This window comes from Telluria sp. AIW5, from assembly GCF_056680575.1.
Genome location: NZ_CM155289.1, coordinates 717,501 through 734,979, shown reverse-complemented (window position 1 = coordinate 734,979; position 17,479 = coordinate 717,501). Strand labels below are relative to the sequence as shown.

16 protein-coding genes are annotated in these 17,479 nt (G+C 62.8%); 6 read left to right on the top strand and 10 right to left on the bottom strand.

The window, feature by feature from the left end:
• Positions 1-74: 74 nt before the first annotated feature.
• From AC1MEM_RS03195 to AC1MEM_RS03180, 4 genes are all read right to left on the bottom strand, one after another.
• Entirely contained in the window at positions 75-1,274 is a 1,200-nt protein-coding gene (locus tag AC1MEM_RS03195; RefSeq protein WP_499475267.1) for an acetyl-CoA C-acyltransferase, read from the bottom strand.
• On the bottom strand, positions 1,267-3,090 hold the full coding sequence (gene aceK, locus AC1MEM_RS03190) for a bifunctional isocitrate dehydrogenase kinase/phosphatase (protein ID WP_499475266.1): 1,824 nt from the start codon (positions 3,088-3,090) through the stop codon (positions 1,267-1,269). The genes AC1MEM_RS03195 and aceK overlap by 8 nt, the downstream gene beginning before the upstream one ends.
• 198 nt (positions 3,091-3,288) lie before the next feature.
• Positions 3,289-4,473 carry an isovaleryl-CoA dehydrogenase gene (locus AC1MEM_RS03185; protein ID WP_499475265.1) on the bottom strand — a complete coding sequence of 395 codons (1,185 nt, stop codon included), beginning with the start codon at positions 4,471-4,473 and terminating at the stop codon, positions 3,289-3,291.
• A 113-nt stretch (positions 4,474-4,586) separates the two neighbouring features.
• Positions 4,587-5,012 carry a MerR family transcriptional regulator gene (locus AC1MEM_RS03180; protein ID WP_499475264.1) on the bottom strand — a complete coding sequence of 142 codons (426 nt, stop codon included), beginning with the start codon at positions 5,010-5,012 and terminating at the stop codon, positions 4,587-4,589.
• A gap of 127 nt (positions 5,013-5,139) precedes the next feature.
• Between AC1MEM_RS03180 and AC1MEM_RS03175 the strand changes: the two genes are divergently transcribed.
• The 3 genes from AC1MEM_RS03175 to AC1MEM_RS03165 all read left to right on the top strand — a co-directional run bounded on the left by AC1MEM_RS03175 (position 5,140) and on the right by AC1MEM_RS03165 (position 7,180).
• Complete coding sequence (locus AC1MEM_RS03175) at positions 5,140-6,192, top strand: MBL fold metallo-hydrolase (RefSeq protein WP_499475262.1); 1,053 nt, start codon at positions 5,140-5,142, stop codon at positions 6,190-6,192.
• A gap of 285 nt (positions 6,193-6,477) precedes the next feature.
• Entirely contained in the window at positions 6,478-6,891 is a 414-nt protein-coding gene (locus tag AC1MEM_RS03170; protein ID WP_499475261.1) for a hypothetical protein, read from the top strand.
• A 115-nt stretch (positions 6,892-7,006) separates the two neighbouring features.
• Complete coding sequence (locus AC1MEM_RS03165; protein ID WP_499475259.1) at positions 7,007-7,180, top strand: hypothetical protein; 174 nt, start codon at positions 7,007-7,009, stop codon at positions 7,178-7,180.
• A gap of 14 nt (positions 7,181-7,194) precedes the next feature.
• On the opposite strand, the gene AC1MEM_RS03160 is transcribed toward AC1MEM_RS03165, so the two are convergent.
• Both AC1MEM_RS03160 and grxD read right to left on the bottom strand, forming a co-directional pair.
• Positions 7,195-7,800 (bottom strand): UbiX family flavin prenyltransferase, encoded by a 606-nt coding sequence (locus AC1MEM_RS03160; protein WP_499475257.1) that lies wholly within the window; start codon positions 7,798-7,800, stop codon positions 7,195-7,197.
• Positions 7,800-8,111, bottom strand: a complete 312-nt coding sequence (gene grxD, locus AC1MEM_RS03155) for a Grx4 family monothiol glutaredoxin (protein WP_499475256.1) — start codon at positions 8,109-8,111, stop codon at positions 7,800-7,802. Before grxD ends, AC1MEM_RS03160 begins: the two co-directional genes overlap by 1 nt.
• 29 nt (positions 8,112-8,140) lie before the next feature.
• Here grxD and AC1MEM_RS03150 point away from each other — a divergent pair, with 29 nt between their 5' ends.
• Positions 8,141-8,578, top strand: coding sequence for a hypothetical protein (locus tag AC1MEM_RS03150; protein ID WP_499475255.1), 438 nt, complete (start codon positions 8,141-8,143; stop codon positions 8,576-8,578).
• Between the two features lie 241 nt (positions 8,579-8,819).
• Here the strand turns inward: AC1MEM_RS03150 and AC1MEM_RS03145 are convergent, their stop codons facing one another.
• The 4 genes from AC1MEM_RS03145 to AC1MEM_RS03130 all read right to left on the bottom strand — a co-directional run bounded on the left by AC1MEM_RS03145 (position 8,820) and on the right by AC1MEM_RS03130 (position 12,652).
• Positions 8,820-9,266: a GNAT family N-acetyltransferase gene (locus tag AC1MEM_RS03145; RefSeq protein ID WP_499475253.1), complete on the bottom strand. Its 447-nt coding sequence runs from the start codon at positions 9,264-9,266 to the stop codon at positions 8,820-8,822.
• Between the two features lie 25 nt (positions 9,267-9,291).
• Positions 9,292-11,646: a Tex family protein gene (locus tag AC1MEM_RS03140; RefSeq protein ID WP_499475252.1), complete on the bottom strand. Its 2,355-nt coding sequence runs from the start codon at positions 11,644-11,646 to the stop codon at positions 9,292-9,294.
• 116 nt (positions 11,647-11,762) lie between these two features.
• Positions 11,763-12,317, bottom strand: coding sequence for a DUF2812 domain-containing protein (locus AC1MEM_RS03135; protein WP_499475251.1), 555 nt, complete (start codon positions 12,315-12,317; stop codon positions 11,763-11,765).
• Positions 12,314-12,652 carry a PadR family transcriptional regulator gene (locus AC1MEM_RS03130; protein WP_499475250.1) on the bottom strand — a complete coding sequence of 113 codons (339 nt, stop codon included), beginning with the start codon at positions 12,650-12,652 and terminating at the stop codon, positions 12,314-12,316. Before AC1MEM_RS03130 ends, AC1MEM_RS03135 begins: the two co-directional genes overlap by 4 nt.
• Positions 12,653-12,879: 227 nt before the next feature.
• Between AC1MEM_RS03130 and AC1MEM_RS03125 the strand changes: the two genes are divergently transcribed.
• Both AC1MEM_RS03125 and AC1MEM_RS03120 read left to right on the top strand, forming a co-directional pair.
• A complete protein-coding gene (locus tag AC1MEM_RS03125; RefSeq protein ID WP_499475249.1) occupies positions 12,880-15,996 on the top strand; it encodes a DEAD/DEAH box helicase in 3,117 nt (1,038 codons plus the stop codon).
• Positions 15,997-16,266: 270 nt separating this feature from the next.
• The gene (locus tag AC1MEM_RS03120) at positions 16,267-17,475 is read left to right on the top strand and encodes a PAS domain-containing sensor histidine kinase (protein WP_499475247.1); all 1,209 of its coding nucleotides are present in this window, start codon (positions 16,267-16,269) and stop codon (positions 17,473-17,475) included.
• Positions 17,476-17,479: the final 4 nt, after the last annotated feature.

The following is a 17,479-nucleotide window of genomic DNA, read 5'->3' as shown; positions in this document are numbered from 1 at the left end:
CGGCGTAACGTAGGGTGGGCATGCCCACGCGTTACAAAGTCTGCGGGTCGAAACGCCCCCGGAGACCTCGTAAATTACACCATCTCGATCGCCATCGCGGTGGCTTCACCGCCACCGATGCACAGCGCCGCCACGCCGCGCTTGCCGCCGGTCTTCTTCAGCGCGCCCAGCAGGGTCACGACGATACGCGCGCCCGAGGCGCCGATCGGGTGGCCCAGCGCGCAGGCGCCGCCGTGGATGTTGACCTTGTCGTGCGGGATGCCGAGGTCGCGCATGGCGGCCATCGGCACCGCGGCAAACGCCTCGTTGATCTCGAACAGGTCGACGTCGCCCGCCGTCCAGCCGGTCTTTTTGAAGAGCTTGTGCATCGCGCCGATCGGGGCGGTCGTGAACAGGTTCGGTTCCTGCGCGTGGGTGGCGTGGCCGATGACGCGGGCGATCGGGGTCAGGCCGAGTTCCTTGGCCTTCGATTCGCGCATCATGACCAGCGCCGCGGCGCCGTCGTTGATCGACGAGGACGAGGCGGCCGTGACGGTGCCGTCCTTCTTGAACGCAGGTTTCAAAGACGGGATCTTGTCGACCTTGGCCTTCAGCGGGCCTTCATCCTTTTCGACCAGCAGTTCGCCGGTACGGGTGGCAACGGAGACCGGTGCGATTTCCCAGTCAAACGAGCCGTCATTGTTGGCGGCCTGCGCGCGTTTGACGGACGTGATCGCAAAATTGTCCTGGTCTTCGCGCGAGAACTGATAGCTTGCCACGCACTCTTCGGCGAAGGTGCCCATCGAGCGGCCCTCTCCCGTCTTTTCGTTGCGCGAGTAGGCGTCCTCCAAACCGTCGAGCATCATGTGGTCGAACATCGGCGCGTGGCCGATGCGGTAGCCGCCGCGTGCCTTCGGGATCAGGTAAGGGGCGTTGGTCATCGACTCCATGCCGCCCGCGACGACGACATCCGCGCTGCCGGCGACCAGCTGGTCGTGGGCGAAGATGGCGGCCTGCATGGCCGAGCCACACATTTTCGACAGGGTGACGGCGCCGGTCGACATTGGCAGGCCGGCCTTGATGAGGGCCTGGCGTGCCGGGGCCTGGCCCTGGCCCGCCATCAGGCAGTTACCGAAGTAGACGTGCTCGACCGATTGCGCATCGACGCCGGCGCGCTCGACCGCGGCCTTGATTGCCACCGCACCGAGGTCGCTCGCCGTTTTCGACGAAAAATCGCCCTGGAAGGCGCCCATCGGGGTACGGGCGGCGCCGACGATAACGACTGGATCATTCATTGTGGTTCTCCAAAAGGGATGGCGCTTTTTCTGAAAGCGCGGGGGTGGTGATCGGGTGGTGAAAACGGATGTGCTGCGGGTACGGGAAAATGTCCTGGACTTCACCGGCAAGGATGCGGTCCTTGTGCGCCTGCCACCAGGCGCGCGTCAGCAAGTCCGCGTGGTGCTTCATAAAATAGTGGCGGATCTTTGGATTTCCAAGGAGGAAACGGCCGAATTGTTCGGGGAAGACGTCGTGTTTGCCAATGGCGTACCAGGGTTCGGACGCCATTTCCTCTTCCTCGTTGCGCGCTTCGGGAATATCGCGAAACACGCAATCGGTGACATATTCGATCTCGTCGTAATCGTAGAACACGACCCGGCCCTGGCGCGTGAGGCCGAAGTTTTTATACAGCATATCGCCGGGAAAAATATTCGCCGCGACCAGGTCGCGGATCGCGTTGCCGTATTCGCGGATGCCGTGTTCGATGCGCGCGTCGTCGTTCGCCTGCCCGGCTTGGGCCAGGTAGAGATTGAGCGGCACCATGCGCCGCTCGATATACACGTGCTTGACGATGAGGCGTTCGCCCTCGATGTCGACCAGCGAGGGCGCATGGTGCCGGAGTTCGGCCAGCAGTTCGTCGGAAAAGCGCGCCAGGGGAAAGGCGACGTCGGAATACTCGAGCGTATCGGCCATGCGCCCGACCCGGTCGTGGTGCTTCACCAGCACATATTTTTCCTTGATCTGGGCGCGCGTCGTGTCTTTTGGCGGTGGATAAAAATCCTTGATCACCTTGAACACATACGGGAAGGAGGGCAGCGCGAATACGAGCATGACGAGGCCGCGGATGCCGGGCGCGACCTGGAAATGGTCGGAGCTGTGTTTCAGGTGCTGCAGGTAATCGCGGTAGAACAGGGTCTTGCCCTGCTTTTGCAGGCCGAGCAGGGTATAGAGCTCGCTTCTCGGTTTGCGCGGCATCAGGCTGCGCAAAAATTGCACATAGGCCGAGGGCACTTCCATGTCGACCAAAAAATAAGCGCGCGTAAACGAGAACAGCACGGCGATGTGCAGCGGGTCGGTCAGCACCGTATCGAGCACCAGTTCACCGCGCCGGTTGTGCAGCACGGGAATCACGAACGGGTATTCGCGCTCGCCATTGATCGCGCGGCCGACGATATACGCGCCCTTGTTCCGGAAGAACAGGTTGGATAACACCTGGAATTGCTGGTTCGGCTCGACCTGGCCCAATCCAAACGCTTCGCGCATGCGCGCTTCGACCAGTTGCACGTCGCGCTCCAGCGCGGCGAACGGGCGCTCGAGCTGGAAATTGGTGACGATGCGTTTCAAGGCAAAGCGCAAGCCGTCGCTTGCCGGGTAATACACGCGGTAGCTCGGCAGCAGCTCTTCGGTCTCGATGTATTCGGTCGAGATGACCGGGCGCACGAACAGGAAATCGTTGTGATAATACGTGCGGTGCAGGATGTGGCAGCTGACCGAATTGAAAAAGGTTTCGGCCAGTTCCGGCTGCTTGTGGTCCGATAACAGGCCAATGTAATGCAGCTTGGTTTCGCGCCAGACGGTGTCGGTCAGTTCGTTGGCGGCGTAGTCGTCTTCCAGGGTGGCGACGGCTTCCTGCACGCGCTTGTCGTAATAGTCGATGCGTTCGCGCGCGGCACGCTGGGCGACGGCCCAGTTGGCGGTGTCGAAATGGCGCTTGGCGGCCTGGCTGGCTTCGCGGAACAGGCGGTAATGCTTGTCGAAACCATCGAGGATCGTGCGCGCGATGTCGAATGCGATCTGGGAAGACAGCAGTTTGGGGAACGCAACTTGTGTCATCGTTCGTCTCGCGCTTGTTCAGTTGAGCAGCTATTTCAGTTCGTAGGGTGGGCGCCCCGTGCCCACGCGGACCGTCGCACTGTGTTGGCCGCGTTTGGGGCAGCGTTGCATTCCGGCATCCGCGTGGGCACGGGGCGCCCACCCTACGGTTACGCGGCGGTGACTGGATTGACATCCGGCGCCGCCGCGCAACATGTTTTACGCCGTTTCGCCAAACAACTCACGCCCGATCAACATGCGGCGAATCTCGCTGGTGCCCGCGCCGATTTCGTAGAGCTTGGCATCGCGCCAGAGACGACCGACCGGATACTCGTTGATATAACCATTGCCGCCCAGGGTCTGGATCGCCTCGCCCGCCATCCAGGTCGCCTTTTCGGCGCTGTACAAAATCGCGCCGGCGGCATCCTTGCGCAGGGCGCGGATCGCCGCCGCGTTGGTCGCGCGGTCGCAGGCCTGGCCGACCGCATACACATAGGCGCGGCAAGCCATCATGGTCGAATACATGTCCGCAATCTTGCCCTGCATGAGCTGGAATTCGCCGATCGCCTGCCCGAACTGTTTACGTTCGTGGATGTAAGGAACGACCGCATCCATGCAGGCCGCCATGATGCCCAGCGGGCCGCCGGAGAGCACGGTGCGCTCGAAATCCAGGCCCGACATCAGGACATTCACACCTTTACCCAAGCCGCCCAGCACGTTTTCCACCGGCACTTCGCAATCCTGGAACACCAGTTCGCCCGTGTGCGAGCCGCGCATGCCCAGCTTGTCGAGCTTTTGCGCGATCGAGAAGCCTTTATAGCCCTTCTCGATCAGGAAGGCGGTCATGCCGCGCGGACCAGCTTCGATATCGGTCTTGGCATACACCACCAGGGTGTCGGCGTCCGGGCCGTTGGTGATCCACATCTTCGTGCCGTTCAACACGTAATGGTCGCCCTTCAGCTCGGCACGCAGCTTCATGCTGACGACGTCCGAGCCGGCATTCGGTTCCGACATGGCGAGCGCGCCGATGTGTTCGCCCGAGATCAGCTTCGGCAGGTATTTCTGCTTTTGCTCTTCGGTGCCATTTCTCTTGATCTGGTTGACGCACAGGTTCGAGTGGGCGCCGTAGGACAGGCCGACCGAGGCCGAGGCACGCGAGATTTCTTCCATGGCGATGATGTGCGCCAGGTAGCCCATGTTGGCGCCGCCGTATTCCTCGCTCACCGTGATGCCGAGCAGGCCGAGTTCGCCCATCTTGCGCCACAGGTCCATCGGGAACTGGTCGGTACGGTCGATCTCCGCGGCGCGGGGAGCGATTTCGCTGGCGGCGAACTGTTGGACTGCTTCGCGCAGCGCGGCGATGTCGTCGCCATGGTCAAAGGTCAAGCCTGGAAGATGCAGCATGTCGTCCTCTCGGTGAACGGGTTAGCGGTTGGCAGCGTGAATCATACTCGCGTGTGACGTTAACGTAAACGTCAAGTAACGAGTAAAGGAAGCCATCGTGCTTCCTCGAAAAATCAGGCGGCCTCGCTGGCGTCCACGGGAGCGCCCTGCGGCGTGCTGCTGTCGCTGAGTAAGCGCCGGCACTCTTCCTCGTGCGCGGAAATTTCTTCCAGCGCCATGTCGATGTCGGCGCGTTGCTGCTCGAGCGTTTCACGCTGGTGCGCCAGTACGCCCAGGAAACGGTTGATTTGCGCCACCGTGTCCTTTGGCGACTCGTACATGTCGACGATGCTCTTGATTTCGGACAGGGTCAGGCCCAGGCGCTTGCCGCGCAAGGTGAGTTTCAGGCGGGTCCGGTCGCGCGGCGTGTAGACGCGGTTGCGTCCGCCGACGCCTTCGCGGCTGGGGCTGATGAGGCCCTGGTCTTCGTAAAAGCGGATCGCGCGCGCGGTGATGTCGAATTCGCGCGCCAGTTCGGCGATGGTGTAGGTCGTGGGCATGAAAATGCGGCTGAAAGTGGCAGGTCGTGGAATCGCTTAAAATTCCCGTGTCGATGTTTTCCGTTTACGTCAACGTCAAACACATTGTAGCGCGCCCGCCTTGCATAACCACGAAAGATTGTCGAACATGAATTCGCTCGAATCCCAACTGTCTTATCCCTTCGCCGAAGAACTACCCGCGCCCGGCAGTGTGCGCGAGGTGGCGCCGGGCGTGGGCTGGCTGCGCATGCCGCTGCCGTTCGCGCTCGACCACATCAACCTGTGGCTGCTGCGCGACGCGCGCGAAGGGCGCACGGGCTACACCGTGATCGATTGCGGCGTCGCGACCGATACCACCCGTGCCAATTGGGAACAGGTGCTGACGGGCGCAATGGAAGGCGCGCCCGTGCTGCGCGTGCTGGCCACCCACTGCCACCCGGACCACGTCGGCCTGTCCGGCTGGCTGTGCCAGCGTTTCAAGGCGCCGTTCTGGCTGACGACGGGCGAGTACGGCTTTGCCCGCATGATGGCCGCCGCCTTGCCGGGCGTCGACGGCCCCTCGGCAATTCCCCATTTCGAGCGGCACGGCCTGGTCGATGCCGTCATGCTCGAGCAGATGCGCAGCCGCCGCAATTACTATCCATCGCTGGTGCCGGACGTGCCGCAGGCCTATACCCGCATCCAGGATGGCGAGCGCCTTGCCATTGGCGGCGTCGACTGGCGCGTGATCACGGGTTTCGGCCACTCGCCCGAGCACGCTTCCCTGTATTCGGAAGCATTGAATGTGCTGATCTCGGGCGACATGGTCTTGCCGCGCATTTCGACGAACGTTTCCGTGTTCGCCGTCGAACCGGAAGGCAATCCGCTGCAGCACTACCTCGATTCGCTGGGTAAATTTGCCGGCCTGCCGGACGACGTGCTGGTGCTGCCCTCGCACGGCAAACCCTTCCGCGGCCTGCATACCCGCATCGCGCAACTGCGCGAACACCATGTCGCGCGCCTGGCCGAGGTGCAGGAAGCGTGCGCCGTGCCGGTCAGCGCGATGGAGATCGTGCCGATCATGTTCCGGCGCCAACTCGACGCCCACCAGCTCAGTTTCGCCCTCGGCGAGGCACTCGCGCACCTGCACAAACTTTGGAAAGATGGTATGTTAAAGCGTGTAACTGGCACCGACGGCATCATCCGGTTCCAGCTGGCCTGAGTCATTCGGCCGGGTCCACCAAAGGGTTTCCCCCGCCCACCGGACCCGGCGCAACGGCGCTTTTGCCGACTATGCGTGTCTCGCGCGCGACAACTATTTGTTTCGAGGCGGATACAAATACCTTACATTCATGCTTAACGGAAATTTTGTGGCATGATGCGTCCAGCGCGCGAAAACCTTCCTCAATTTCCACTTCTTTGTTAAGTCATCGATCTGAATTGTGTCACAAGTGGTCTTTACACCGCTTTGACTGACATTTATGGTCGAGCATGAAATAGTGCCAACATGAATTCCACGAACGAACGGGAGAGCTTTAGCGAGCGTCTCCAGCAGGCCCTGAAAAACGCCCATTATTCACCGGACAGCCCGACGCGCCTCGCCCGCGAATTTAACATTCGCTTCGAAGGCCGCCCGATCACGGTGCACGCCGCCCGCAAGTGGCTGGTCGGCGAAGCCATTCCTACCCAGGAAAAGCTGCGCATGATCGCCCAGTGGCTGGGCGTGCCTGCCGACTGGCTGCGCTTCGGCGGTGCCGACGCTCCCGGTGCGCAAAGCGAGGGCAGCGCCAGCGCACGCTTCGAGTCGGCCGACGTCAAGCTGATCGCCGACCTGCAGCGGCTCGACGAGCACCATCGCCAGCTGGCACGCGAGTTCATCCGTATGCTGGTACGCCTGAACCACCCATCCGCTCCAAAGTAAGCGCTGGCCTGCTTCACGAGAGCGTTTCCGCTTACAAATTTTCTTCCTCGTCGCGTAGTACAAATTGCCTCCAGTGGCGCATAATCGATTTCTCACAGCCGAGGATCGTGCGCCAATGAAAAGCAATTACATGAACACCGCCCAGCTGAAAGAACTCATGACCGCACCGCCGATGACGGCCGCGCGCCATGCCGAGGTGATGCGCAAGCGCATCGCCCAGCGCAGGATGCTGGAGGAAGCAAGGGAGTTGAAGAAAGCCGGCGACGGCGACCACTTCATCAAGCGTTAAGAAGGCGCTCCTGGTCAGTCAGCTGGCGTTTCCGGCGTGCTGCGCATGCCGGGCCAGCGTGGCGCGGTATCGTTCTCGATGCCCAGCAAATCCAGCACGCGGTCGAGCGTGTGGTCGACCATCTCGTCGATACTGGCCGGCCGCTGGTAAAAGCTCGGTAAAGGCGGAAACACGATCCCGCCCATCTCCGTCACCGCCGTCATATTGCGCAGGTGGGCCAGGTTCAGGGGCGTTTCGCGCACCATCAGCACCAGGCGCCGCCGCTCTTTCAACATGACGTCGGCCGCGCGTGTGACCAGGTTGTCCGCCAGGCCATGGGCCACCGCGGCAAGCGTCTTCATCGAGCAGGGCGCAATCACCATGCCGTCGGTCTGGAACGAGCCGCTGGCGATCGAGGCACCGATCTCACGGTTTTTATGCACGACATGGGCGAATGCTTCCACGTCGCGCCGCTGCATGCCGACTTCCTGGTGCAGGGTCAGCGAGGCGGCGTCCGAGACCACGAGGTGGGTCTCGACGTTTGGCACCGCGCCGAGCCGTTGCAGCAGGCGCACGCCATACACCGCGCCGGTCGCGCCGGTGATGGCGACGACAATACGACGCGGCCGTTGACTAGTCATTACTTCGTGAACATCGCCTGCAGTTCGCCCGACTCGTACATCTCGTTCATGATGTCGGTGCCGCCGATGAATTCGCCGTTCACGTACAGCTGAGGCACGGTGGGCCAGTTCGAATAGTCCTTGATGCCCTGACGCACTTCCGGATCTTCCAGCACGTTGACGGTGGCGATGTTATCGACGCCGCAGGCTTTCAGGATCTGGATGGCGCGGCCCGAAAAGCCGCACTGCGGAAATTGGGCGGTGCCCTTCATGAACAGCACGACCGGGGTGTTGGTCACGGTGTCTTTGATCCAGGTTTTTACGTCGCTCATGGGATTGCCTTCGGTGGGAATGTTGGGAGATGGCGCCATTCTATAAGAAATCGACCGCGGCGGTGCGCTGCGAGGGCCGGCTTTCGCGGCCTGCCGGCGGCGCTGCGCTTGCGGTATCATCGTCCGGTTCTTTTTCGCCCACCCTTCAGGATTCGTTCATGCAACAACGCCCCGCTGCCGCGCCTTCGGCAGGTTTTAATTTTTTACTCGCCGCGGTGCTCGGCTTTATCGGCGTCTACGACCTGGTGGCCGGCGTTACCCGCGACGGCGCCGGGGTGTTCATCACCGGCCTGGCGATGACGGTCTATGCGGCCGTGCTGCTGCGCGACGCGCTGCATATCAAAAAGACCGGCCAACCGGCGATGAGCCGGGCAAGCATGAACAAGATCGGGCTGGCTTGCCTGGCGCTGTATGTGGTGGGGGTGCTGGTGAGAAGGGTGCCGGAGTTGGCCCAGTTTTTCGGATAAGCCAGGAACCGTATTAAAGCTTGAACGAGCAAGGTAAACGATAAAGTCGACCGTCGCGTACCGTAGTGTGGGCACGCGTGCCCACGCGGTCTCGCGTTCGCTCAGCAACGGCTTTACTGGCGACGCCGTTCACGGTGATCATACGTCGTGGAGCGTGCGCGGACACGTTGCGGCAGGCATCGGAACGACCGCGTGGGCACAAGTGCCCACCCTACGGTGCGCTCCTGTCAACGCATACCGTTCAGCGCAAACGTTTGCCCAGGCATACCGACTCTGCGCGTCCTGCGTAGCGGCCGTAATTCTCGACCGTCTCGTACCCATTGCGGGCATAAAACGCCACTGCGCGCAGGTTCACCCGCCTGGTCGACAAGCACACGTCCCGATACCCGAACGCCGCCGCCTGCGCTTCCAGCGCCGCCAATAAACCAGCCCCCGCGCCGCTGCCCGGCCGCGCATACATCCGCTTGAGCTCAGCCACCCCCGCGGCGAGCGGCCGCAGCGCACCGCAGCCCACAGGGGCGCCTTGCCCGTCGCGGGCAATCAGGAACACCGCGCCCGGCCCACGCACATCGGCTGGATCGAAGGACCCCGAGCCGCTGTCGCCGCAGATCGCCGCCAGCGCGACGTCGAGTTCGGCGATCAACAGCCGCGCGTCGCTACTGTCCGGATCGGCCGGCGCGCAGGTCATCGCTCGGTTGCCGCTCGGTTGCCGCTTATTTGCGCAGCTTGGCAAACGCCGCCGCCATCGCCCCGCCCGCATCCTGCGCGGCCGGACGTTCCTGGCGCTGATGCTGGGCCACGCGCTTGCGGTCCTCGCGATCACCCCGCTGCTGCGGCTGCGCACCCGGCTGCGGCGCCGAATCGGATAACCGCATCGTCAGCGCAATGCGTTTGCGTTTCGGATCGACTTCCAGCACTTTCACTTTCACAACCTGGCCCGCTTTTACCACCGTGTGCGGATCCTTGACGAAGGTATTGGAGAGGGCCGAGATGTGCACCAGCCCATCCTGGTGCACGCCGATATCGACAAAGGCGCCAAACGCCGCCACGTTGGTGACCACGCCCTCTAAAATCATGTCCGGACGCAGGTCGCTGATTTCCTCGACGCCCTCCTTGAAGGTGGCGGTCGTGAATTCCGGCCGCGGATCGCGCCCCGGCTTTTCCAGCTCTTTCAGAATATCGGTCACGGTCGGCACGCCGAATTTGTCGTCCGCATACCTGGCCGGGTTCAGTGTCTTGATCAACCCGCTGTCGCCGACGACCGCCTTCATGTCGCGTTTCACGTCCGCCAAAATCTTTTGCACGACCGGATACGATTCCGGGTGCACCGCCGAAGCGTCCAGCGGATTCTCGCCGCCCATCACACGCAGGAAGCCCGCCGCCTGTTCGAAGGTTTTATCGCCCAGGCGCGGCACGGCTTTCAAGGCTGCGCGCGAAGGGAAGGCGCCCTTCATGTCGCGGTAGGTCACGATGCTCTGCGCCACGCTCGAGGACAAACCGGAAACGCGCGCCAGCAGCGGCGCCGAAGCCGTATTCACGTCCACGCCCACCGCATTCACGCAATCCTCGACCACCGCATCCAGCGAGCGCGCCAATTGGGTCTGCGACACGTCGTGCTGGTACTGGCCGACGCCGATCGATTTCGGATCGATTTTGACCAGTTCCGCCAGCGGATCCTGCAGCCGGCGTGCAATCGACACCGCGCCGCGGATCGACACGTCCATATCCGGCAATTCGCGCGAGGCGAATTCCGAGGCGGAATAGACCGAGGCGCCCGCTTCCGAGACGACGATCTTCGTCAGTTTCAGTTCCGGACGCGCCTTGATTAAATCCTGCGCCAGTTTATCGGTCTCGCGCGACGCGGTGCCGTTGCCGATCGAGATCAGCGAGACATGGTGTTTTGCCGCCAGCTGGCCGAGTACGTGCAGCGCGCCGTCCCAGTCGTTCCTCGGCTGGTGCGGGTAGATGGTGGCGGTGTCGACCACTTTGCCGGTGGCGTCGACCACCGCCACTTTGACGCCGGTGCGCAGGCCGGGATCGAGGCCCATGGTCGCGCGCTGGCCGGCGGGCGCCGCCAGCAGCAGCGATTTCAAATTGCGCGCAAACACGTTGATCGCGTCGAGCTCCGCTTTTTCGCGTAGCGCGCCCATCAGTTCCGTCTCGATGTACATGAAACTTTTCACGCGCCAGGTCCAGCGCGCCGTGTCGAGCAGCCATTTGTCGGCCGGGCGGCCTTGTCCCTTGATGCCGAAACGGGCGGCGATGCGGCTTTCGCACGGATTGTGCGGCGCGTCCCACTTCGGTTTTTCGGCTTCGGTGTCCAGGCGCAGCACGACGTCGAGGATGCCTTCACGGCGCCCGCGCATCAGGGCCAGTGCCCGGTGCGAAGGGACGGTGGACAGTGGCTCCGAGTAATCGAAATAGTCGGCGAACTTTTCGCCTTCGTCCTGCTTGCCCTCGACCACTTTCGATTCGACGACGCCATGTTCCTGCACGTATTCGCGCAGCGACTGCAGCAGGGTCGCGTCTTCGGCAAAGCGCTCCATCAGGATCTGGCGCGCACCGTCCAGTGCGGCTTTCGTGTCCGGCACGCCCGGGTTGTTGATGCCGTCGGCATTGCTGAATGCTTCGCGCAGGTAGTTCGTTGCTTCCTCTTCGGGATTGCGCGACGGGTCGGCCAATAAATCGTCGGCCAGCGGCGCCAGGCCCGCTTCGACCGCAATCTGCGCCTTGGTCCGGCGCTTCTGTTTATAGGGCAGGTATAAATCTTCGAGGCGGGTTTTGTCTTCGGCCAGGGCGATCGACTCGAGCAATTCCGGCGTCATCTTGTTCTGTTCGGTGATGGAGCTGATGATCGCCGCGCGCCGGTCTTCCAGCTCGCGCAGGTAGCGCAGGCGCTCTTCCAGCAGGCGCAGCTGGATGTCGTCGAGGCCACCAGTCGCTTCCTTGCGGTAGCGCGCGATGAAGGGGACGGTCGCGCCCTCATCCAGCAAGGCGATGGCGGCGGCAACTTGCGCCGGCTTGGCGGCCAGTTCGATGGCGAGGCGTTGTTCGATGGAGGGCAGCATGGGGCAAAGAAATCCGTGAGTCAGGCGGGCAGTGTTACGCAAACGCGCGCGAAGCGCCAGTCTTGACAGCGGGTTTCAGGCATGCCGATGGGCCCGGCCGCTGGCCGGGCCGGCGTTCAGGCCGTGCGCAGGCCGCGTACCGCGCGGATGCGCAGGAGCAGCCGCAATACCGTATAGGCCAGGACCAGGAAATAGACGGTGTAGATGCTGCTGAGGATCACCAGCGAGGGCATCGACAAGCGCTCGGGTAGCGACGGCTTGTCGATCGTGACCAGTACGATGAAAGCCGGCAGGGCGCTGCACACGAGGAGGGCCAGCAGCCGCTGGAATTTTTTCACCTTCGACGCGGTGTCGGTGAAAATTTCCGGTTCCCGCCCATTCATCACGGGTGTGCACCAGTATTGCCAGCCGGTCGTTGTTGCCGCCAGCTTCCAGCCGGCGTCCTGCATCAGCTGGGAAAAGCCATCGTCGGCGCGGTTGTTGAAATCGACGCGATAGACGACGTCGGCTGGTGCGCCGCGGCGGAAGGTCCAGACGCACAGCGGATTCACGCTCACCAGGTGCAGGCCCTGGGCGGCCATCGTGCGCAGCCAGGCTTCCTGTTCCTGGTCCTGGTGCGCCCAGAAGAACTTGAATTTGCTCACAGTTGACTTGTTTTTATCGTCACTCATGCCGCTTCTTCCTTTCCCAGTATTGACAGTGCAAACTGTCCGTTGCGCACCATGATGGCAAGGCGCCGGACCTGCTCGGCCAGCACCTGCCTGCCTTTGCTTGTCAGCGCATAGGTCTTGCGCCGCTCCTCTTCGCTGACCTTTTCGATCAGGCCCTGCTTTTCCAGCGTGCCGAAGGCGCCGTACAGCGTGCCCGGGCCAATGATGACGTTTCCCTGGCTCATGCATTCGACCTTCTGCATCAGCGCATAGCCATGCAGCGGCTCGTCGAGCGCCGCCAGCACGTAATAGGTTGCCTCCGACAAGGGCAACAGTTTTCCGAAATCAATGTCCACACTAGCTCCTCGTCGATATATCGAGTGACGACATATCGTGTCTCGATATAGTAGCAGCGCTTGTTCGCTTGTCAACGTGTTTTTGAGGCAGAGCAATCTGTATCGGCGTAGCATATCTTTCACCGCGTAAAGATTTTTCCGCAAGGTGCGATTCCGAACAAAACTGAAGTGCCCGTATGAGAGATAATGGTGTTTGTTGTTTTTTTTCATACAGGTTCAAGGACCCAATGCACACAGTTGATTACCCACGCGAACACGCGAGCGATGCCCCGGCAACGCGCGCGACGCCGGCACGCGCGCCCGCACTGCCCGCACCGGTGGCGACCTGGCTGCAACGGGTTGAAGCGGCGGCGCATCCGCAACCGAAGCTGACTCTTGAGGTCGCCGATCCGAAAGCAATTCAATATAAATTTGTCTACGTGATGGCGCCGACCAGCGGCGGCCGTCACGTCGCCGTCTGCCTGTGCAAGGCGCGCCTGCGCCCGAACGGCGAAGTGGCCGCCGCCAGTCCCGTCAATGAAGTGTTTTCGCTGCTGTCGGCGCCGCCCGCCTACCTCGAAGGCGAGGATGAAGACCTGGTCCGTTTCTTCATCGCCATGCGCAGCGGCGCTTCGCAAAGCACCAGCGCGACCGAGCCCAAGGGCAAAGTCGGCGCGATCCTGCTTGACCTCCTGCTACGCCAGGGGAAACTGCTGTGGGCCAATTCATGGGCCGACATGGCGAATGGCCTCGTGTATCCGCTGCAGGCCGGCCCGACGCGGCAGGCGAATCTGGCGTGGCGCGACGAAGGCCGCGCCGCCAAACTGGGCTGGTCGGTGGAACCGGCGAACGGCGCGAGTCACCCGGGTGCGGACCTGATCGACTACATGCTGCCGACGGATCCGCCGTGGTACATCGACAACCTGTCCTGCGGTCCCCTGTCGCTGAACCGGGGCGGGGTCGACATCTCGCTGGCCGAACTGCAGGCGCTGGTGGCGCAAGCCCCGGTCCTGATGGGCAACGATAAAAAGCGCGTCTCGCAACTGCTGCTGGCCCATGGCCTGCAAGAACTGATGCCGCTGCCGCAGCCGCTGACCCAGCGCCTGCGCAGCGATGTCAAACCGCAACCCTTCCTGATGCTGGACTCGGTGTCGCTGGCCGATGGCGGCGCGCCGCGCTGGCACGATTTCGCCGTGCTGTCCTTCGATTACGACGGCCAGCGGGTCTCGTTCGATCCGTCGCAGCGCGTGGTACGGCAAATCGGCGACGTCACCGAAATCATCGACCGCGATGCCGCAGCCGAAGCGCAAGCGCTGAATAAGCTGACCGAACTGGGCTTCCGCAAGCCCGCCACCACGCCCTTGTCGGCCGTGGCCGGCGCGCTGCAGCTGGAGAGCCAGGCGCACTGGCTGCGCTTTGCCGAAAGCGAGCTCGACGCCCTGTCGGATGCCGGTTGGCACCTGCAGAAGTCAAACAAGTACCGCTACGACGTGGTGCCGGTGGAAGAATGGTATGCCGAGATCGACGAGCCGGAAGAGGCGGGCAAAGCCTGGTTCGAGCTGGAGCTGGGCATTGTCGTGAACCGGCAGCGCGTGCCGCTGCTGCCGGTGCTGGTGCAACTCATACGCAACGCGCCGACCGATTTCGACCCGGCCGTCCTGGCGGCCCATGGCGATACCGACCAGATGTTGGCAACGCTGCCCGAGGGGCTACGGGTCGCCCTGCCATGGGCGCGCGTAAAACCGATCCTGGCGACGCTGGGCGAGTTGTATTTTAATGACAAGATCAAGAACCGCGTGCGCCTGTCGACGCTCGACGCCAGCCGCCTCGAGGAACTGGCGCGCGGGGTCGAGATGCGCTGGTTCGGCGGAGAGCAGCTGCGCGAAACCGGCCGCAAACTGAGCCAGTTCGGTTCCGTCAAAAAGGTGGCGGCCCCAAGCGGCCTGCAGGCAACCCTGCGCGACTACCAGCTCGACGGTCTGTCGTGGATGCAATTCCTGCGCGAATACGACCTGGCAGGCATCTTGGCCGATGACATGGGCCTCGGCAAGACCGTGCAGACCCTGGCGCACATATTGACCGAAAAGGAAGCGGGCCGCCTGACCCACCCGGCCCTGGTCATCGCACCGACGAGCCTGATGACGAACTGGCAGGAAGAGGCCGCCCGCTTCGCTCCGAGTTTAAAGGTGCTGCTGTTGCAGGGCAAAGAACGCGTGGACCTGTTCGACCAGATCGAACAGGCCGATATCGTGCTGACCACCTATGCCTTGCTGCCGCGCGACGAGGAAAAGCTGCGCGAGCACCACTATCACCTGGTGATCCTCGACGAATCGCACTACATCAAGAATACGCGCTCGAAAGCGGCGCAGACGGCCGGCTCGCTGAGCGCGAACCACCGCCTGTGCCTGACCGGCACCCCGCTGGAAAACCACCTCGGCGAACTCTGGTCGCAATTCCATTTCCTGCTGCCGGGCTTATTAGGCGAGGAAAAAGCCTTCAATACGCAATTCCGCCATCCGATCGAACGCCAGGACGATCCGGTGCGGAGGATGTTGCTAAATCGGCGCATCCGTCCTTTCCTGCTGCGCCGCACGAAAGATAACGTCGCCAAGGAACTGCCGGAGAAGACGGAGATGGTGCGCCGGGTCGAACTCACCGGCCCCCAGCGCGACCTGTACGAAACCGTGCGCCTGGCGATGGACAAGAAAGTGCGCGAGGAAATCGACCGCAAGGGCGTGGCGCGCAGCCAGATCGTGATCCTGGAAGCCCTGTTGAAACTGCGCCAGGTTTGCTGCGATCCACGGCTGGTGAAAGCCATGCCGTCGAAAAAGAACACGGCCGCCATTTCCGCCAAGCTGATCGATTTGATGCAAATGGTCGACGATTTGCTGGAAGAGGGCCGCAAAATCCTCGTGTTCTCGCAGTTCACCAGCATGCTGGCGCTGATCGAAGAGGAACTGGCCGCGCGCGGCATCCGGTATGCGATTCTTACCGGCGAGACGCGCGACCGCTCGGCGCAGGTGGCGGCCTTCCAGCAGGGCGCGGTGCCGATTTTCCTGATCAGTCTGAAGGCCGGCGGCGTCGGCCTGAACCTGACGGCGGCCGATACCGTCATCCACTACGATCCATGGTGGAATCCGGCGGCGGAAAACCAGGCCACCGACCGCGCCTGGCGCATCGGGCAGGACAAGCCGGTCTTCGTCTATAAATTGATTGCGAAAGGCACGCTGGAAGAAAAGATCCAGTTGCTGCAGCAGAAAAAATCGGAACTGGCGAATTCGATCCTGGCCGAAGGCGAATCGCAAAAGATGGCGTTGACCCAGGAAGATTTGCAGGCGATCTTTGCGCCGCTCGCCGAGCAGTAAGCCCCTACCCGGCACGACCGGACATGCCCGCCTCGGCGGGCATTTTTTCGCCTGCGTTTTGCTGAATTTATCCCAGCTGAACAGGATTCGGCGAAAATGTGGGTAAAGGCAAACTTATTGAGCGTATTTACAGGCGCGACAATTTTAATCAGTCATCAGCGTTGCAACGCTTGCCTATACAGAAAGGCGTTCGCGGCGATATACTCCTTGGCGGCGGCGGCCAGTCCGGCCCGGCCCGGCGGATTGTACTAATTTCTGGAAGGATGTTTGATGAACCGCAGCGCCAGTATCGACAGCTCCGGCATCGCCGGCTTGGCGCTGGCCGAGCAGTTTCGCGTGATCGCCGAAATCGGCGGGGACATTGCGTTCAGCATCGATTGCGCCAGTGGCCAGCTGCGCTATGTCAGCCCTGCGATCGAGCAACTGGTCGGCTATACCCCTGAGGAAGTAAGGGCCGGCATCGGCGCCGGCGCCGAGGGGCCGCTGGCCGCGCTGTGCGCCGGCTTGCCGGAACGCATGCGGCGCTTGCGCGCCGGCGACCGCAGCCGCCTGCGCTTGGTGCGCGAAACCGAATTCCACGGCCCGCACGGCTACCCGGTGCCGGTCGAGATCATTTCTTCCCTGCTGTGCGGCGAGGACGGCCAGCCGCTGGCGCTGGTCGGCCTGGTACGCGACCTGTCGCCGCGGCGCCTGCGCGAAGCCGAGCAAAAGCGTTTCGCCAGCATGCTGAACCACGAATTCCGCACGCCCCTGTCGACCATCGACGGCGCCATCCAGCGCCTCGAGGCCACCGCGAGCCAAGCCGACGAGGCCACGCGCGCACGCTACCGCAAGATCGCCGTGGCCACCGACCGCCTGATCGGCATGCTCGACGATTATTTGTCGCCTGAGCGCATGGCGGGCATCGGCAGCGAGCGCCAGCCGACCACGCTTGCCCCGCGCACTTTGCTGGAAGAGGGCGCCGGGCAGCTGCGCGCGGCCGGGCGCGTGGCCAGCATCAAGGCCCGCGAACTGCCCGAGACCCTGCGCTGCGATCCGGAAGGCTTGCGCCTGGCATTGAAGGTACTGATCGACAACGCGATCGCGTATTCGCCGCCCACTTCGCCGGTGGTGCTCGTCGGGCGCCTGGCGGCCAGCGGCATCGAACTGGCCGTGCGCGACCACGGACCCGGCGTGCCGGCCGGGGACCAGACGCGCGTGTTCGACAAGTTTTATCGGGGGCGCAACGCCGACGGCATGCCGGGCAGCGGCCTGGGCCTGTATATGGCGCGCTCGATCATCGAAGTGCATGGTGGGGTGCTGAGCCTGGTCACCCCGACCGGCGGCGGTGCCGAGTTCCGTATCTGGCTGCCGGTGGCCGGCGCCACCAAGCAGCTTGCACGGCAAGGCGCCAGCCCCGATAATCCCGCGCCCGCTGTGGCAACTGCGGCGGCAACGGCCTTGCCGCCATCCGGCAATACAAAAATAAAGAACCTGTAATCCC

Bases quoted from the DNA above. Each gene is read 5' to 3' on its own strand.
- AC1MEM_RS03195 (WP_499475267.1), bottom strand. From the start codon at position 1,274: ATGAATGATCCAGTCGTTATCGTCGGCGCCGCCCGTACCCCGATGGGC.
- aceK (WP_499475266.1), bottom strand. From the start codon at position 3,090: ATGACACAAGTTGCGTTCCCCAAACTGCTGTCTTCCCAGATCGCATTC.
- AC1MEM_RS03185 (WP_499475265.1), bottom strand. From the start codon at position 4,473: ATGCTGCATCTTCCAGGCTTGACCTTTGACCATGGCGACGACATCGCC.
- AC1MEM_RS03180 (WP_499475264.1), bottom strand. From the start codon at position 5,012: ATGCCCACGACCTACACCATCGCCGAACTGGCGCGCGAATTCGACATC.
- AC1MEM_RS03175 (WP_499475262.1), top strand. From the start codon at position 5,140: ATGAATTCGCTCGAATCCCAACTGTCTTATCCCTTCGCCGAAGAACTA.
- AC1MEM_RS03170 (WP_499475261.1), top strand. From the start codon at position 6,478: ATGAATTCCACGAACGAACGGGAGAGCTTTAGCGAGCGTCTCCAGCAG.
- AC1MEM_RS03165 (WP_499475259.1), top strand. From the start codon at position 7,007: ATGAAAAGCAATTACATGAACACCGCCCAGCTGAAAGAACTCATGACC.
- AC1MEM_RS03160 (WP_499475257.1), bottom strand. From the start codon at position 7,800: ATGACTAGTCAACGGCCGCGTCGTATTGTCGTCGCCATCACCGGCGCG.
- grxD (WP_499475256.1), bottom strand. From the start codon at position 8,111: ATGAGCGACGTAAAAACCTGGATCAAAGACACCGTGACCAACACCCCG.
- AC1MEM_RS03150 (WP_499475255.1), top strand. From the start codon at position 8,141: ATGGCGCCATTCTATAAGAAATCGACCGCGGCGGTGCGCTGCGAGGGC.
- AC1MEM_RS03145 (WP_499475253.1), bottom strand. From the start codon at position 9,266: ATGACCTGCGCGCCGGCCGATCCGGACAGTAGCGACGCGCGGCTGTTG.
- AC1MEM_RS03140 (WP_499475252.1), bottom strand. From the start codon at position 11,646: ATGCTGCCCTCCATCGAACAACGCCTCGCCATCGAACTGGCCGCCAAG.
- AC1MEM_RS03135 (WP_499475251.1), bottom strand. From the start codon at position 12,317: ATGAGTGACGATAAAAACAAGTCAACTGTGAGCAAATTCAAGTTCTTC.
- AC1MEM_RS03125 (WP_499475249.1), top strand. From the start codon at position 12,880: ATGCACACAGTTGATTACCCACGCGAACACGCGAGCGATGCCCCGGCA.
- AC1MEM_RS03120 (WP_499475247.1), top strand. From the start codon at position 16,267: ATGAACCGCAGCGCCAGTATCGACAGCTCCGGCATCGCCGGCTTGGCG.